Source organism: Endothiovibrio diazotrophicus, from assembly GCF_054657215.1.
In genome coordinates, this window is record NZ_BAAHXB010000053.1 from 22,269 (window position 1) to 37,616 (window position 15,348).

A 15,348-nucleotide genomic window follows, 5' to 3' on the forward strand; every position below is an offset into this window, starting at 1 on the left:
GTGTTGAGCGCGACGCTGCGGCGGCCTATATATGGGGCCAACCACCACGAAGCGGAGGGGCGGGAGATGGTCGATCCGGCGGAACAGCGAGACCGGTTGAGTCACGAGGAGTACTTCGCCGTCGAAACGGCGGAGGGGATGCGCTACGAATACCTGGCGGGCGAGGTGTTCGCCATGACCGGCGGTACCGAGAACCACGCCTTTATCTCGCTGGCTACCGGTGCCGCTCTGCTCGCCGCCTTCCGTGACCTGCCGTGTCGGGTCTTCGGCCCGGACCGCAAGCTGTTCATCGCCGCTGCCGACAAGTTCTGCTACCCCGATGCGATGGTGCTGTGCGAAGAGGGGCGCCACGAAAAGCTCCACGTGGAGCAACCCACGCTGATCGTCGAGGTGCTCTCCGAGAGCACCGAATCCTACGATCGCGGTCTCAAGTTCGAGCATTACCGCGCCATCGAGTCGCTGGAATACTACCTGCTGCTGGCCCAGGACCGGCTCCACGCCGAGCTGTTCCAGCGCCACGGTCCCGACCGCTGGCTACTCACCGAGGCCTCCGGCGAGGCCGGGGTGATCCGGCTGGAACGGTGGGGCATCGATCTGCCATTGAGCGAACTCTACCGTCAGGTGGAGTTTTAAGGGACACGGAAGAGTTAGGGACGCGGAAAGAATAAATTACCCCAAATGGCGCCGGATCGCGGTTCGTCTTCAAGGCGCGGCAAGGGGCGCATAGCCCGGCTATGTAACCCTTGCCGCAACGCCGAAGACGGGCCGCGAGACCAGCGATTTGGGGTAATTTATTCTTTCCGCGTCCCTTACATATCTCTGCCGTGTCCCAAACCGACCTTTCAGGGGGAACCATGTCCGCAACTGCCCACGCCGCCCACGGCGAACCGTCCCGTCCCGCCTGCACCCAGGCCCGCTACGAGGTGAGCCGCTCCGAGCTGCCGATCTGCTGCCCCCAGCCGGGGATGGTGCTGTGGGATGCCCACCCGCGGGTCTTCCTCTCCCTGGACGAGAACGGCGAGGCGCAGTGTCCCTACTGCGGCGCGGTCTACGCGCTGAAGGATTGACCGGCCCCCTCCGCGACGACTCGTGACAGCCTCCTCTCCGTGGGTGGTCTGGCGGCTCACCGACGGCCGGCGCGGCCATGAGAACCAGACCCTCGGGTTGGTCGAGGCGCTCGCCCGGCGGCATCCGCTGTCGGTTCATGACCTGCCGGTGCCCGGTCGGCTGCGCGCCTTCGGCTGGTGGTGGGCCGGCCGTTTCCCCGCCGGTGCGGCGCTTCCCGATCCCGATCTGATCCTCGCCGCCGGCCACCGCTCCCATCCCGCCCTGCTCGCCGCCCGCCGTGCCCGCGGCGGGCGGGCGGTGGTGCTGATGCGCCCGTCGCTGCCCTGTCGTTGGTTCGATCTCTGCCTCGTCCCGGAACACGACGACCCGCCGCGGCGGGCGAACGTGGTGGCGACCCGCGGCACCCTCAACCGCATCCGGCCGGGCGACAAGCGCGAGGGGAGCGGGCTGATCCTGGTGGGTGGGCCCTCGCGCCACCACCACTGGACGGGGGAGGCGTTGGCTGAGCAGATCACCGAACTGGTCGTCGCCCGCCCCGAGGTGCGCTGGACGGTCGCTGACTCCCGGCGCACCCCACAGGGGTTTCGGGCGCTGTTGGCCGGCCTGCCGGTGGCGTGGGTGGGGCACGGCGATGTGGGTGCCGACTGGTTTCCCGCGGCGCTGGCGGCGGCCCCGCTGGTGTGGGTCAGCGAGGACAGCGTGAACATGGTCTACGAGGCGCTCAGCGCCGGGGCGGCGGTCGGTGTGTTCGGTCTGCCGCGGCGCGGCGACGGGCGGGTGGCACGGGGGCTCGATCGGCTGCTGGCCGACGGGCTGGTGACCGATTTCGGGCGGTGGCGGCGGGGGCATGAGCCGCAGGCGATGAGCCGACCGCTGGATGAGGCGGCGCGCTGCGCGCAGTGGATCGAAGAGCGATGGCTGAACGAACATTGACCGTGGTCCAACTGCTCCCCGCCCTCGACGGCGGCGGCGTGGAGCGCGGCACCCTGGAGGTGGCCCGGGCGCTGGTGGAGCGGGGCCATCGTTCCATCGTGATCTCTGGCGGCGGCCGCATGGTGCCACGGCTGGAGGAAGAGGGGAGCCGCCACCTCGCCTGGCCCATCGGTCGCAAGCTGCCCCCGCCCGTGGGTTTGATCGCGCCGCTGCGCCGCCTGCTGCGCGAGGAGCGGGTCGACGTGCTCCATGCCCGCTCGCGGATGCCGGCGTGGATCGCCCTGGCCGCCTGGCGCGGGATGGCGGGTGAGGCCCGGCGTCCGCGCTTCGTCACCACCGTGCACGGCTTCAACACGCCGGGCTGGTACAGCTCGGTGATGGTACGCGGCGAACGGGTGATCGCCGTCTCCGCGGCGGTGCGGGATTTCATCTTCGAGCACTACCCGTGGCTGGAGCGGGAGCGGGTGGTGGTGATCCACCGCGGGGTGGACCCCGGCGATTTTCCCTACGGCTACCGGCCGGCGGACGACTGGCTGCAACGTTGGTATGGACAATACCCCCAACTGCGCGGCGCCACGGTGGTGACCCTGCCGGGGCGGATCACCCGCCTCAAGGGGCACCTCGAGTTCATCCGTCTGCTCGCCGCGCTGCGCGACCGCGGGGTGGCGGTGAAGGGGCTGGTGGTGGGCGGGGAGCACCGGCGCCATGCCGGCTATCTGGCGGAGCTGCGTGAGCAGGTGGCGGTGCTGGGGGTGGAGGTCCTCTTCACCGGCCACCGTGACGACATGCGCGAGATCTACGCGGTCTCCGACCTGGTCCTCTCGCTCTCCACCAAACCGGAGTCCTTCGGCCGCACTGTGCTGGAGGCGCTCAGTCTCGGCACCCCGGTGGTCGGCTATGACCACGGCGGCGTGGGCGAGGTGCTGGGGAGCTGTTTCCCCGCCGGGCGGGTGCCGCTCGGCGAGTTCGCGCGCCTCGTCGAGCGGGTGGAGGCGCTGCTGGCGCGGCCACCGGAGGTGCCGCCGGTGGAGCGCTTCACCCTGGCGCGGATGCTCGACGAGACCCTGCGGGTCTATGGTGAAGCGGTGGGCGATAGGGTGGACGACGCGGCGGACGGCCAGCGGTAGATCGGCAACATGCGCGTCTTGCCCACCGAGTCGAGCCTCAACTGGGGCGGCCAGGAGTATCGGATCCTGGACGGCCGCATGGCGGGGAAGCTGGCCGCCTATGGGCGGGCGCGGGAGTGGAGGGCGAAGCGGTGAGGCGTGGGGTAGCGGATCGTGACGGTGGGGTGCTGGTGATTCAGCCGCTGCCGGGAATCGGCGACATGATGTGGCACCTGCCCCATCTCCACGCCATCGCCCGCGCCGAGCCCGAAGGGCGGGTCAGCGTGCTGACCAAGCCCCGCTCCCAGGCCGACCGGCTGCTCGCCGCCGACCCGGCGGTGGGCGAGGTGATCTGGCTGGATCGGGAGCGCGGACGGGGGCGCCACGACGGTTGGCGCGGCATCTGGCGGCTCGCCGCGGAGCTGCGTCGCCACCGCTTCCGCAAGGTGTGGCTGCTCCACGACAGCCTCCGCTACGCCATGGCGGCGTGGCTCGCCGGCATCCCCGAGCGGGTCGGCTACGGCCGCGGCGGCCAGCGGCTCTTCCTCAACCACCCGGTGGCGCTGCCTGGTGCGGAGCAGGATGCGCACCCCATCGACAAGGCCGATCGGCTGCTGCGCCGCTGCGGCCTGGAACCGCTGGCCGAGCCGCCGCTGATGGTGGTCGAGGGCGCTTGCGCGGAGCGCATCGAGGCCCGCTACGGGGCACTCCCCGGGCCGTGGCTGACGATCGGTGTCGGCAGCAGCGAAGCGGTCAAGCAGTGGGGTGGGGAGCGCTTCACCCGGCTGATCGAGTCGTTGGAAGGGCGCGGGTTCGGGACGCTCTTCGTCGTCGGCGGCCCGGCGGAGGAGGGGCTGGTGGCCGAGATCGTCGAGCGGCTCGGCGCGCAGCGGCGGGTCGAGCCGGTGGTCGGCGTGCCGTTGATGGAGGTGGCCGCCCTGCTGCGGCGCTGTGCGCTCTACGTCGGCAACGACACCGGGATCCTCAACATGGCCGCGGCGCTCGGTGTCGATGCGCTCGGCCTGTTCGGCGCATCGCCGCCGCTGATGCATTCGCCGCACATCCACCCCATACTGCCCCCCGCAGGGCGGGAGGGAATGGCGGCGATCGAGGTCGCCGCCGTCGTCGATCGAATCGTGGGGATGAGAGGGGCTTGAGCTGATGTTGCGGACGATCTACCAACGGGCGCGGGAGGGGTTTTTCTCCCACGGCCTGCTGATTCCGGCGTTCCTGCCGCTCGCCCAGGTGAGCGGGCGGGCGCTGGTGGATCTGCTGCTGGTGATCTACCTGGCGTGGGCGCTGGTGGCCTGCGCCGGCCGGACGATCCGCGGCGGGCGCACCTGGCTGTGGCTCTACCTGCTGGTGTTGCTCGCCCTCGGCGCCAGCATCCCCGGCGCCGCCGATCTCCATGGCGCGATCAAGTCCTACTACCGCTTCGTCCTGCAGAGCGCGGTGATGGTCTTCACCCTGATCGCCCTGCAGCAGTCGGAGGCAAACCTGCAGCGGCTGGTGCGCGCCTTCGCCGTCGCCGGGGTGTTGATGGTGGTGCAGCTCTATCTGTTGCTGCCGGGGGTGATGGCGGAACCGGGCTTCGATCCGGCCCTGGCCCTCAAGGAGGACAGCCTGCCGCTGTTCGCACCTTTCGTATTGCTGTGGTTGGCCGGGTTCGCCGACCGGCGGCTGCGCTGGGGCGGGCTGCTTGCGCTCGCGCCATTGGCCTTCGGTTACATCGTCTATTCCCAGGGGCGGGCGGCGCTGCTGGGGATGTTGGTCGCGGTGTTGGGCTATCTGTTGCTGGTCAAGGGGTGGCGGCGGCGCACTGCCTTGGTGGTGGCGGCGGGGGTGCTGATGCTCTCCGCGGCACTCTCCTATACATGGTTTTTCCGCGATGCCCAGGTGGGCACGGGGGTACAGCAGGTGCTGGACCGCTTCACCTCGGGGCGTACCGAACTGTGGCGGCACGCCTTCGCCCATCCGCCGGAGAATCCGCTGACCGGCATCGGCATGGGCAATCTCAAGGAGATGGCGGCGGGGGACCAGGTGCTGATGATCCACGTCAAAGGCGACTTCCGCGTCAACCACCTCCACAACTTCCTGATGGACCTCTGGTACGAGACCGGACTCCTCGGCTTGGGGGCGACTCTGCTCTTCTTCGGCCACCTCGCGTGGCTGGCGCGGCGCGCCTGGATCGCCGGTGGAGATCGGGAGCGGCGGATCGTCGGCGCCTGCGTCGCCGCGGCGGCGGCGATCCTCGCCGCGGCGCTGCTCAGCTTCTCCTACGGTTCGCGTCAGTTCTCCCTCTACCTCTTCACCTTCCTCGCCGTCATCATCCACTTGGCGCAGCGCCCGAATGGCGGTGCGGAGCGCCGATGAGTCTCTCCAGCCGCTGCGCGGTCGCCTACCTGCGCGCCCGCTACGGCCTGCGGCGGTGGGTGATCGAGGGGCTGCGGCGGCTGCTCCTGGCGCGGCGGCCCGAGGTGGTCCGGCGCATCGCGATCCACCGGGTCGGCGCCTTCGGCGATTCGGTGGTGGCGCTGCCCGCCATCGCCATCGTGCGCCACGCCTTTCCGGCGGCGGAGATCGATCTCTACTCCACCGAGGCGGTGGGGGTCGACCTCTCGGACCTGCTCGACGAGGGGGGCGTGGTCGACCGGATCCGCATCTTCCCCCGCGGCGAGCGCCGCCGCGCCCTGGCCGAGGCGCGGGCGGGGGGCTACGACCTGTTCATCGAGCTGCCCCAGAACCTCACCCTCTACAAGTCGATCCGCGGCATGCTGGCGGTGCGCTACGCCCTCGGCATCCGCTACGCCTTCGGTTGGGACGCCGGCAGGATTAAGGCCCTCCTGGCGGTGCAGAAGGCCCACCTGCCGCCGCGCCGCGAGGTGGACCGCTTCGTCGCCATGCTGGCGCGCCACGGTGTGCGGGGGCCGGTCGAATTTCCCATCGCCGTCTCCGCGCGGGATCGCGAGCGGGTCGAGGCGCTGCTCCCCGGTGCACGGCGAAGCGGCCGGGTGGCGCTGCTCATCGGCGGCAAGTGGTCGGCCAAGAAGTGGCCGCTGGAGCGCTGGCGCGAGGTCGCCCGCCGGCTGCTCGACGAGGGGTGCGAGGTGGTGTTGATCGGCGGGGAGGGGGAGTTCGCCGACGGTGAGGCGGTGGCTCGGGAGGGCGCGGCGGTGCTCAACCTGTGCGGTCGCCTCTCCATCCGCGAGAGCGCCGAGGCGCTGCGCCGGGTGGCGCTGGCGATCGCCCACGACACCGGCGCCACCCACCTGGCCTACGCCGTGGGCACCCCGGTGGTGGCGCTGTTCAGCACCCGCGAACTCTCCGACAAGTGGTTCCCCTACGGCGCGGGGCACGTGGTGCTGGAGCGAGTGCTCGAGTGCAGCTTCTGCTTCCGCAAGGAGTGCGCCGACAACCGCTGCATGACCGACATCGGGGTGGAAGAGGTGCTCGCCGCGGCAACCCGGTTGCTGGACCGCACGTAGGGCGGGGGCACACCCGCCTCCCCGGTAGGTCGGCGCTACCGCGCCGACGCGAACGGAGCCAGCGGACCGGAGGCCATGACGACCCTGCCGAACGGAACGCCGCCATTCGGCAGGTGCGGCGGGAGCGATGAAAGGGCGGTGCCCTCGTTCTGGAGCGGGCGTAAGGCGGGGTGCATTGTCGTGTTCCCGCCCACCCTCGTTCCCACGCTCCGCGTGGGAACGTCTGTTTATGCTCCGCGTGGGAACGTCTGTTTATGCTCCGCGTGGGAACGTCTGTTTCGACGCTCTGCGTCGTGATGCAGGACGCAGAGCGTCCAAGGTTGCGGGTTACGACGCGGAGCGTCGTAACCAGGGCGCCAGGGCGCCAGGGCGGGTCTAACTAGCTTGATCGCGATGGTTGTGAGCCGTTGTTTCCGTTCGTGCCGGCGCGCTGGCGTCGATCGCTATCGGAGGGGTGGGGGGCTCGGACGGGCGATGGCCAGCGCGGTGGCGAGCACCTCATCCACCGGAATCGAGGCGAGACACTCCCGTTCGGTGGGGCAGACCGGCTTGTAACACGGGTGGCAGGGGATGTCGTGAGGGGTGAGGCAGGCGTGCTCGCCACGATAGGGGAGGCGGCCGGCGCAGTGCATCTCGCCGGTGGGGCCGAACAGCGTCACCGTGGGCAGCGCCACCCCGGCGGCCAGGTGGGCCGGGCCGCTGTCGTTGCCGACGAACAGGGAGGCCCGGCTGAGTAGCCCCACCAGCTCGCGGATGCCGGTGCGGGCGGTGAAGTCGAGCGCCTCAGGCAGCCGCTCGACGATCTGCGCCGCCGCCGCCTGTTCCCATTGGGAGCCGATCACCGCCACCGTGTAGCCCGCCGCATCGAGCCGCACCGCCAGCTCGGCGAAGCGCGCCTCCCCCCACTGCTTGCTGCTCCAGCGTTCGCTCGCCCCCGGGGCGATCACCGCCACCGGGCGGGCCCGCGCAGCGAACTGTTCCTCGAAGCGCGCCGCCTCCGCCTCCGGCACCGGCAGCGCGATGGTGCGCGATGCCGGCTGCGACCAGTAGGCATCGATCCGCTCTTCCGGAAACCCCGCGGCACGCAGCAGCTCCGGGGTGGTGAGCCCCCGCGCCTTGCGTCCCATCAGCTTCTCGCTCAGCCGGGTCGACTGGTTGACCAGCCGCCCCTTGCGCAGGCGCAGGGCGGTGAGCAGCGACAGGGTGCTGGCCTGGATGTCGTAGACCCGCTCGAAGCGCCCCGCCGGGGTCAGCGCCTCCAGTTGCCGCTTCAACTCCCCCGCCTGCCGCCACCGGCCGCTGGACCGCTGCGGATAGGCGAGGCAGCGTTCGAAGCGCTCCCCGTACAGCGCCTCGCCGATCCCCGAGGTGAGGAAGGTGATGGTGTCGTCCCGGTGGAAGGTGCGTAGGGCGCGCAGCATCGGCTCCAGGGTGACCAGGTCGCCGAGGGCGCTGAAACGGGTGATCAGGATCTCGCTCATGGGCGGCGATGGTAGCAGAGCGGCGGCGGTGATCGTTCACGACGACACCTGGATTCGGCGCTGTTTTTTGACACGAAGAAAAAGGCTATGTCTGAGTTGGCTGTTGCGACATCCCCTGAATGTAGGAGCGGCCATAGGCCGCGATGGCGCCATGTCCGTTCCTACCACCTGCCAAATCGAGGCGCCTCACTCCGTCGTGATCGCGGCCTAGGGGCCGCTCCTACAGTGAATCGCGGTGCCAGCTATCAATCGCGACACGTAATTCGGACATCATCAAGAAAGAGGAGCCGGTGAATAGGGCGCCCTGCGGGCGCCGTGCCAAACGAAACAGCCTTTTGTCGGACGCGTGGCGGCACCTGTGAGGTATCCCGCGGGCGAAATCATCGTTTGATCGAAGTGGCCTCCGGGAATGGTTGGCCGCGGGCGTCCCACCTCCTGCTCCATCTTCTCGCCCTTCGTCAACGATCATGGATGACCGTTGCACCACCCCGGCCGGCGAGACTCGGGTCGGGTGTGCCGACGATAGGAGACGCACCGGTCTGAGCGCGGTGCTACTTCTCGACGCCGCGCAGCTCGTCGGGCCAGCAGCCGGTGGGCGGACCGAGCTCGCCGTTGGCCTGCTCGAACTGCACCAGCACCAGGACCTGCTCGGGCTGCTCTTCCAAGTGGCCGACGTTGACCACCACGCCGCGCGTCCCCTCCGGGGCGATCAGCGCCTCCTCGGGCAGTTCGGGGTGGCTGCCGTCGTTGCGGATCTCGGCGGTGGCGAAGACCACGTCGCCGACGTTTATCTCGATTTCGTTTTCGTCCATCGTCATCTCCTCCCGCAACCCTGTCGCGTGTCGCACCTGCGACAGGCGTGGGAACGGGGAATCAAGGGGTTAACGGCCCTGCGGGTTGCAGATGGGAAGGGCGTTGCAAGGGCGGTGCCGGTCGATCCCGTTCAGGGGGGCGATCACTGGACGCTCTTGCGCGCCAGCACCAGATTGTCGAGCACCAGGTTGGAGGACCAGATGAACTGCGCCGCGGAGAAGGTGTCGGCGAAGTGGGTGAAGGCGGGCTTGTTGTCGACGCCGACGGTCTGGTTGGTGTAGGTGACCGCCGCGGGCCAGCCGCTGTCGTCGAAGGAGGCAGCCGCCCAGGCGCTGGGCAGGGTGTAGTGGACGCCGTAGCAGGAGGCGCCGCAGTTGGGCGAGTCGCTCGCCGCCGAACTGGAGCGGGTGCCGTCGCTCAGCGTGGTGACCTCGGAGGCGCTCTCCAGGGGCGCGATGTAGTAGCTCTGCGCCTTCCAGGTGGCGTCGGTGACGGTGCCGTCGCTGAACACCGCGATGAAGCCGCCGTCGCCGGCATGGTAGCTGCTTCCGGCGTTCTCCTCGGAGCCGAGGCCGAGGTTCTCCTCCCAGTCCACCAGCTTCACCGCATAGGTGTAGGGGGCCTTCACCCGGAAGCGCACCACGTTGGAGTTGAACGGGGTGTAGGGGACCGGGTCCACCGCCACCAGGGTGCCGTTGACGTAGAGCTCGAAGTAGTTGTCGGCGAAGAGATAGCCGGTCACCACCTCGCCGTCGGGGTCGATCTCCAGGATCGGCACCTGGTCGAGGTCCACCTCGGCGAGGCCGGCGGGGCGGACGTTGGTGCAGTCGTTGTAGAGGTCGCTGGCGCTCGGCGCGGTGGTGAAGCGGGTGTCGGCCGGCACGGTGAAGGGGGTGCCGTCGTCGGCGGTGATGGTGCCGACGCCGCTCACCCGCGAGCCGGGGCAGCCGGCGAGCAGGTTGTCGGTGACCGTGGTGGCGCCGCCCCGGGTCACCGAAGGACCGCGGTCGGTGGCCGCGGCGGTGGCGCTCTGCACGCTCCAGGTGCCGTCGACGGTGAGGCCGATGGTGGCATCAAAAGCGGTGCCCTCGTAGGTGAGGCCGTCCAGGCGCACGGTGTCGCTGCCGGTGACCACGCTGGTGCCGGTGGTGAGGTCGAGGGCGGAGGCGCTGCCCCCGTCGCTGAGCGACCAGGTGCCGTCCATCGCCAGGTAGAGGGTCGCGGTGTAGCGTGCGTCGCCGTAGCCGAGGTCGATCAGTTTCACCGCGTTGCGGCCGGCGATAGCGCTGCTGCCGCCGGTGAGGTCCAGCTCCCGGGCGTGGACGGCGGGGAAGGCGAGGGCGGTGGCGAGCACGAGGGGGAGGCGTCGGTGCATGATCAGGTCCTCGGGGTTGGGCGTTGGCGAAGGTGAACTGGAATTTTGCCCGGTTCGGGAGAAAATTTCCGCGGGTGCGGCGGGGGGACGTTGTAAAGTTTTGAAAAGTTGCGGCCGTATCTCATGCCGCTTCCGGCCCTTATCTGCCCCCTACGGGCTGTTCGAGGCCCTTACCGGGTGACGGTTTCCGGGGAGGGCGCGGCGGGGGGCTGCGGGCCGCGCACCGCGGTCCAGAAGGAGACGATGCTCTTGCGGTACTCCTCGTCGGTGCGCTTCAGCTCGGCATGGAGTGCCGGCAGGTTGTGGTAGGGGACGCCGGGGTACATGTGGTGGGCGGTGTGCAGGCGCAGGCTGAGCGGTTGCAGCAGGCCGGCCAGCGGCGACTCCACGGTGAAGCTGTCGATGACCTGGTCGCGGGCGTCGCTGGTCTCGCGGTATTCGCGCATGCCGTGCTCCAGCGGAATGCGCAGGGTGGCCATCCACCAGGCGCCGACGTGGATCGCGTAGACCAGCGGGATCGCCTCGGGCATCTGCCAGACGAACAGCGTGATCAGCACCAGGTAGTAGCGGCCGTAACGGGTCACCGAGCGCTTGTGCTCGGGGGGCAGGGCGGCACCGACGGTGTAGCCCTTGCGCGCCAGATAGCGCTCCACCGCCCCCTCCACGTCGATCACGCCGACGCTGGAGAGGAGCACCAGCAGCAGGCCCCAGATCGGCATGATGAAGGGCACGGCCAGCAGCACGAAGGCGGCGAGTTTTTTGTCCGAGCGGATCATCATATATTGCGGGTCGCCGGTGGTGCCGAAGACCCCCACCTGGTGGTGGGTCAGGTGGGGTTGGTAGAAGCGCACCGCCGGGATCAGGGTCAGCGCGCCGAGGGTGAGGTTCCAGACGATGCTGAAGGTCTTCATCCGCGGGTTGCGGCTCTGGTGGGTGAGTTCGTGGGCGAAGACGGCCGCGCGGTAGAGCAGGGCGGTGGCGACGACGTAGGAGAGGAAGAAGGGCAGGCCGCTGGTGTTCAGACAGAGGATGAAGGCGATGATCACGCCCGAGAGGGTGAAGAGGAAGTCAGTATAGAAGTGGAGCAGGCTCACTTCGTAGTACTTTTTGTCGATCTTCATCGTCGGCTCGCTGGTTGGGGGCGTTGGGGTGGCGTTCAGGTTGTCGATTTACCCATGCTACACCAGTTGACCGGCGGTTCGGCTGTGCGGCGTGCGTGATCCGGGCGTGCAGGTTTCGTCCAGTGGGTAGGAAAAGGGTACCTCCGAGTGGTTGCCGGAGAGTGTGAATTTTTCACCTTGTGAGCCCAAATTGTTGGTTGCTCCCGTAGACGTCGGGAAGGGTGATCCCCGATGGCGGCCGCTGCTTCCGTTTTGGTGGATGCGCTGTCGCTTATCCACTCTACTCGCGGTGTAGGTCGGGGCTACCGCCCCGACGCGTCGAGGGCAGCGTGGTTTCGGTTTGCACGGGGCCGGTCGAAGCCATCGGCCGAAGTGGTCGGAGTGGGAGGTAGGAGCCGATGGGGTGGCAGTTCCGTTCCGTCGGGGCAGTAGCCCCGACCTACGATTCGATGGCTCCGTAGGGGGTAGAGAAGCGAGCGCGCCCCAGCCGGGCAGCGGATTTCGTAGATGCTCCGCGGGCCGCCGTACCGCCCACCGTTTGGGTGAAAGCGCGGTCGCTTCTCTACCCCCTGCGGAGTGTCAGAGCGACATCCGCTTGAAGATGAATTCGGGGATGTTGCGGATGATCAGCATGATGTAGCGCCAGAAACCGGGCAGGTAGACCCGTTCGCGGCCGCGGTCGGCGGCGGCGACGATGCCTTTGGCGATGGTCTCCGGCTGGGCCCATAGCGGGCCCTTGGGGAAGTCGGCGGTCATCGGCGTGTCGACGAAGCCGGGACGGATGTCGATGACGCGGATCGCGCCCTTGCCGAAGCGGTTGCGCAGGCCGGCGAGGAGCAGCGAGACCGCGCCCTTGGCGGCGCCGTAGAGGTAGTTGGACTGGCGGCCCCGCTCGCCGGCCACCGAGGTGATCACCGCCAGCGTGCCGTTGCCCTGCTTCTCCAGGCGGTTGGCGAGGATGGTGAGCAGGCTCAGGGTGGTCACCGCATTGGTGTGGAACTCGGCCACCGCCAGGGCCGGGTCGGCGGTGCAGCGCGCCTGATCGGGGAGGGTGCCGTGGGCGATGAGGACCACGTCGACCGTGTCGAGGGCCTCCCAGGCGCGGCCGAGCGCCCCTTCGTGCAGCTCCAATTGGTTGAGGTCGAGTCGCTCATGGGTCACCGCGGCGGCGCCGCGCACCCCCAGGTCGGCGGCGATCGCCTCCAGCCGTTCGGCGTTGCGGGCGATCAGGTGGAGGCGGTCGCCGCGGGCGGCGTAGCGGCGGGCGGTGGCCTCCGCGATGGCGGAGGTGGCGCCGATGATCAGGATGTTGCTCATAGTCCGAGTCGCCGTGACTGGTGGGAGTGGATCAGGCGGTCGGCGCCGGTGCGGGCCCGCAGCTCGGCCAGCGCCTCCCAGTTGGGGTAGCTCTTCTTGAAGGTGGCCTCGCTCATCCGTGCGTCCTTGGCCAGATAGAGGCGTCCGCCGTAGTCGAGGACCCGGGCGTCCAGTTCGTCGAGCAGCTTGAACAGGCCGTCGTCGAGCTTGAAGTCGAGCGCCAGGGTGTAGCCCTCGCGGGGGAAGGAGAGGAGGTTGTCGTTGCCGCGGCCGAAGGCCTTGAGCACCGCCAGGAAGGAGCCGCGGCGCGAGGCGCTGATCGCCTGGAGGATCGACTTCATCCCCTCGGCGCCACCGTCGCGGGGGAGCACGAACTGGTACTGCACGAAGCCGCGGCGGCCGTACAGGCGGTTCCAGTGGTGGATCCCGTCCAGCGGGTAGAAGAAGCCGTCGTAGTGGACTTCGCGCTCCAGCCGCGGGGTGCGTATCCGGCCGTAGTAGAGGGTGTTGAAGGCGGCGATCGACCAGCGGTTGAGGAGCATCGTGGGGGCGTCCACGGGGACGCTGAGCGGGCGCGGCTCGCGCCGACGGTGCTCGCCCCCCGCGGCGTGCTCGCCGAGCATGATCAGCGAGCGGCCGAGCCGCGCGCCGCGGGCGAGGCAGTCGATCCAGGCCACCGAGTAGGTGGTGCTGGCGTACCGGTCGAACAGGGCCAGCGCCTCCTCCAGGTGGGCCGCCTTGAGGGTGGTCTCGGCGATCCGTGGGCCGGGTAGCGGGCGCAGGCGGAAGGTGACGTCGAGGATCACCCCGGTGAGGCCCATGCCGCCGCAGGTGGCGTGGAACAGCTGCGGATTTTCGTCGCGGGAGCAGGTCACCGCCTCGCCGTCGGCGAGCATCAGCCGCAGCTCTTCGACGTGGTCGCAGAAGGAGCCGTCGAGGTGGTGGTTCTTGCCGTGGACGTCGCTCGCCACGGCGCCGCCGAGGGTGACGAACTTGGTCCCCGGGGTGACCGGCGGGAACCAGCCGCGCGGGGCGAGCAGTGCCAGCAGGTCGGCCAGCGAGAGGCCGGCGGCGGCGCGGAGGCGGCCGCTCTGCTCGTCGAAGGCGAGGATCTGGTCGAGGCGTCGGCTGCTCACCAGACGGGGGGCGAGCGCGCTGTCGCCGTAGCTGCGGCCGAGGCCGCGGGCGATCCGCTCGCCGCCCTCGGCAGCCAATTCGCGGGCCACCGCCGTGGTGGTGGCCGGCGCGCGCAGCTCCCCCTCCAGCCGCGGGTAGCGACCCCAGCCGGAGTAGCTCACGGCCTCCTCCGGAGGGAGAGGGAGGGGTAGGGCGGATTGGCGCAGCGTAATCCGCCGGGAGCGAAGGCACCGTCGCCGGAATCGACTCCGATCCGGCGGATTGCGCTGGCGCCAATCCGCGCTACGTTCAGGCATGGGGTCATGATGCGGTGACGCTCTTCGGCGGGTAGGGAGCGATTCTATCATCCGGCGCCGAGGGCGCGGTCTTGCTCATGGTTGGGTCAACTGCTCGACGAGCGCCGCGGCGACCACGCCGGCATCGAGTCGTGCGAGGTCGTCGTCGATGCCGCGCAGCCAGCGGGCGCGGGGCCCCCAGGGGTGGTAGCGCTGCGGTTCTCCGGGGCCGAAGACGGTGATGGTGGGCAGGCCGGCGGCGGCGGCCAGGTGGCCGGGGCCGGAGTCGTTGCCGACGAAGGCGGCGCAGTGGCGGAGCAAGGCGGCGGAGGTGAGCAGGTCGCAGCGGCCGGCCAGATCGAGCACCGGCAGGGGGCTTGCCGCGGCGATCGCCGCGCAGCGCTCGCGGTCGGCAGGGCCGCCGATCAATACCACCGAGTCGAAGTGGTCGCTCACTTTTTCGATCAGCTCGATGAACCGCGCGGTGGCCCAGATCTTTCCTTCCCAGTTGGCGCCGGGGGCGAGGGCGAGACGCCGGCCGCCGGTGGTGCCTGCGGTGAGCAGGCTTTCCGCCTGCCGTTCCGCCTCGGCGCCGGGCCACACCGCGGCGGGGGGGAGGGTCTCGCCACAGAGGCGGCGGATCACCCCCATGTGCTGCTCCACCGAATGGGGGCCGAGGGGGTTGGCGCCCAGCTTGGTGAACCGTCGGCGGCCGCGCAGCAGCCAGGCGACGAAGTCGGTGCGCAGGTCGACGATCAGGTCGTAGCGTTTGGCGCGCAGCCCCTTCAGCCAGGCGAGTGCGGCGCGCCCCTTCAGCCCCTTCGGCTTGGTCAGGATCTCGCCGCGGTAGGGGCAGTGTTCGAACAGGATCCTCGATCGCGGATCGGCGACGATGTCCACCACCGCCTCCGGAAAACAGCCGTGCAGCCGCTCCAGCACCGGCGTGGTCATCACCACGTCGCCGATGTTGCTCAGGGTGATGAAGAGGATGGAGCGGACTTCGTTCACGACGGATGGTTTTACCACGAAGAGTGTCTATCGCAGGGGTTGGTGGATTCTGCCGGGGCGGTGTTTGGTGTTCGTATTTGGGGAGCTTCGTTTGGCGCTGATCTTTTAACACGCAGGGCACGAAGAATAAGAAGGCTCGCGGTTGGTTGGGGTTTTCCGAGGGCTTTTTCGGTGGCGGCTTCGTTCGACATGGTGCCCGCGGGGCACCCTATAGGGCGCCCCGCGGGCG

15 protein-coding genes are annotated in these 15,348 nt (G+C 69.5%); 8 read left to right on the forward strand and 7 right to left on the reverse strand.

Annotated features, from left to right (window positions below; genetic code table 11):
* Window positions 1–3 precede the first annotated feature (3 nt).
* The 8 genes from ACYQ2W_RS13970 (at window position 4) to ACYQ2W_RS14005 (ending at window position 6,592) form a co-directional block, all read left to right on the forward strand.
* Window positions 4–633 (forward strand): Uma2 family endonuclease, encoded by a 630-nt coding sequence (locus ACYQ2W_RS13970; protein WP_459868184.1) that lies wholly within the window; start codon window positions 4–6, stop codon window positions 631–633.
* A 221-nt stretch (window positions 634–854) separates the two neighbouring features.
* Entirely contained in the window at window positions 855–1,067 is a 213-nt protein-coding gene (locus ACYQ2W_RS13975) for a zinc-finger domain-containing protein (RefSeq protein WP_459868187.1), read from the forward strand.
* A 22-nt stretch (window positions 1,068–1,089) separates the two neighbouring features.
* Window positions 1,090–2,001, forward strand: a complete 912-nt coding sequence (locus ACYQ2W_RS13980; RefSeq protein ID WP_459868190.1) for a mitochondrial fission ELM1 family protein — start codon at window positions 1,090–1,092, stop codon at window positions 1,999–2,001.
* Window positions 1,983–3,128: a glycosyltransferase family 4 protein gene (locus ACYQ2W_RS13985; protein ID WP_459868193.1), complete on the forward strand. Its 1,146-nt coding sequence runs from the start codon at window positions 1,983–1,985 to the stop codon at window positions 3,126–3,128. The genes ACYQ2W_RS13980 and ACYQ2W_RS13985 overlap by 19 nt, the downstream gene beginning before the upstream one ends.
* A 9-nt stretch (window positions 3,129–3,137) precedes the next feature.
* Window positions 3,138–3,263: a hypothetical protein gene (locus tag ACYQ2W_RS13990; protein WP_459868196.1), complete on the forward strand. Its 126-nt coding sequence runs from the start codon at window positions 3,138–3,140 to the stop codon at window positions 3,261–3,263.
* Complete coding sequence (locus ACYQ2W_RS13995; protein ID WP_459868199.1) at window positions 3,260–4,264, forward strand: glycosyltransferase family 9 protein; 1,005 nt, start codon at window positions 3,260–3,262, stop codon at window positions 4,262–4,264. The genes ACYQ2W_RS13990 and ACYQ2W_RS13995 overlap by 4 nt, the downstream gene beginning before the upstream one ends.
* A 4-nt stretch (window positions 4,265–4,268) precedes the next feature.
* A complete protein-coding gene (locus tag ACYQ2W_RS14000; protein WP_459868202.1) occupies window positions 4,269–5,480 on the forward strand; it encodes an O-antigen ligase family protein in 1,212 nt (403 codons plus the stop codon).
* On the forward strand, window positions 5,477–6,592 hold the full coding sequence (locus ACYQ2W_RS14005) for a glycosyltransferase family 9 protein (protein ID WP_459868205.1): 1,116 nt from the start codon (window positions 5,477–5,479) through the stop codon (window positions 6,590–6,592). Before ACYQ2W_RS14000 ends, ACYQ2W_RS14005 begins: the two co-directional genes overlap by 4 nt.
* A gap of 443 nt (window positions 6,593–7,035) precedes the next feature.
* Here the strand turns inward: ACYQ2W_RS14005 and ACYQ2W_RS14010 are convergent, their stop codons facing one another.
* The 7 genes from ACYQ2W_RS14010 to ACYQ2W_RS14040 all read right to left on the reverse strand — a co-directional run bounded on the left by ACYQ2W_RS14010 (window position 7,036) and on the right by ACYQ2W_RS14040 (window position 15,119).
* Window positions 7,036–8,073, reverse strand: coding sequence for a glycosyltransferase family 9 protein (locus tag ACYQ2W_RS14010; RefSeq protein ID WP_459868208.1), 1,038 nt, complete (start codon window positions 8,071–8,073; stop codon window positions 7,036–7,038).
* A 551-nt stretch (window positions 8,074–8,624) separates the two neighbouring features.
* Window positions 8,625–8,885 carry a nitrogen fixation protein NifZ gene (locus ACYQ2W_RS14015; RefSeq protein ID WP_459868211.1) on the reverse strand — a complete coding sequence of 87 codons (261 nt, stop codon included), beginning with the start codon at window positions 8,883–8,885 and terminating at the stop codon, window positions 8,625–8,627.
* 143 nt (window positions 8,886–9,028) lie between these two features.
* The gene (locus ACYQ2W_RS14020) at window positions 9,029–10,261 is read right to left on the reverse strand and encodes a hypothetical protein (protein WP_459868214.1); all 1,233 of its coding nucleotides are present in this window, start codon (window positions 10,259–10,261) and stop codon (window positions 9,029–9,031) included.
* 170 nt (window positions 10,262–10,431) lie between these two features.
* On the reverse strand, window positions 10,432–11,382 hold the full coding sequence (locus tag ACYQ2W_RS14025) for a fatty acid desaturase family protein (RefSeq protein ID WP_459868217.1): 951 nt from the start codon (window positions 11,380–11,382) through the stop codon (window positions 10,432–10,434).
* Between the two features lie 579 nt (window positions 11,383–11,961).
* Entirely contained in the window at window positions 11,962–12,699 is a 738-nt protein-coding gene (locus ACYQ2W_RS14030; RefSeq protein ID WP_459868220.1) for an SDR family oxidoreductase, read from the reverse strand.
* Window positions 12,696–13,997, reverse strand: coding sequence for an FAD-binding protein (locus ACYQ2W_RS14035; RefSeq protein ID WP_459868223.1), 1,302 nt, complete (start codon window positions 13,995–13,997; stop codon window positions 12,696–12,698). Before ACYQ2W_RS14035 ends, ACYQ2W_RS14030 begins: the two co-directional genes overlap by 4 nt.
* Before the next feature lie 210 nt (window positions 13,998–14,207).
* A complete protein-coding gene (locus ACYQ2W_RS14040) occupies window positions 14,208–15,119 on the reverse strand; it encodes a glycosyltransferase family 9 protein (RefSeq protein WP_459868226.1) in 912 nt (303 codons plus the stop codon).
* Window positions 15,120–15,348 lie beyond the last annotated feature (229 nt).

What these genes read in the sequence shown, in the direction of transcription:
- ACYQ2W_RS13975 (WP_459868187.1), top strand. Translation starts at nt 855, where the DNA reads ATGTCCGCAACTGCCCACGCCGCCCACGGCGAACCGTCCCGTCCCGCC.
- ACYQ2W_RS13985 (WP_459868193.1), top strand. Translation starts at nt 1,983, where the DNA reads ATGGCTGAACGAACATTGACCGTGGTCCAACTGCTCCCCGCCCTCGAC.
- ACYQ2W_RS13990 (WP_459868196.1), top strand. Translation starts at nt 3,138, where the DNA reads ATGCGCGTCTTGCCCACCGAGTCGAGCCTCAACTGGGGCGGCCAGGAG.
- ACYQ2W_RS14000 (WP_459868202.1), top strand. Translation starts at nt 4,269, where the DNA reads ATGTTGCGGACGATCTACCAACGGGCGCGGGAGGGGTTTTTCTCCCAC.
- ACYQ2W_RS14005 (WP_459868205.1), top strand. Translation starts at nt 5,477, where the DNA reads ATGAGTCTCTCCAGCCGCTGCGCGGTCGCCTACCTGCGCGCCCGCTAC.
- ACYQ2W_RS14010 (WP_459868208.1), bottom strand. Translation starts at nt 8,073, where the DNA reads ATGAGCGAGATCCTGATCACCCGTTTCAGCGCCCTCGGCGACCTGGTC.
- ACYQ2W_RS14015 (WP_459868211.1), bottom strand. Translation starts at nt 8,885, where the DNA reads ATGGACGAAAACGAAATCGAGATAAACGTCGGCGACGTGGTCTTCGCC.
- ACYQ2W_RS14020 (WP_459868214.1), bottom strand. Translation starts at nt 10,261, where the DNA reads ATGCACCGACGCCTCCCCCTCGTGCTCGCCACCGCCCTCGCCTTCCCC.
- ACYQ2W_RS14025 (WP_459868217.1), bottom strand. Translation starts at nt 11,382, where the DNA reads ATGAAGATCGACAAAAAGTACTACGAAGTGAGCCTGCTCCACTTCTAT.
- ACYQ2W_RS14030 (WP_459868220.1), bottom strand. Translation starts at nt 12,699, where the DNA reads ATGAGCAACATCCTGATCATCGGCGCCACCTCCGCCATCGCGGAGGCC.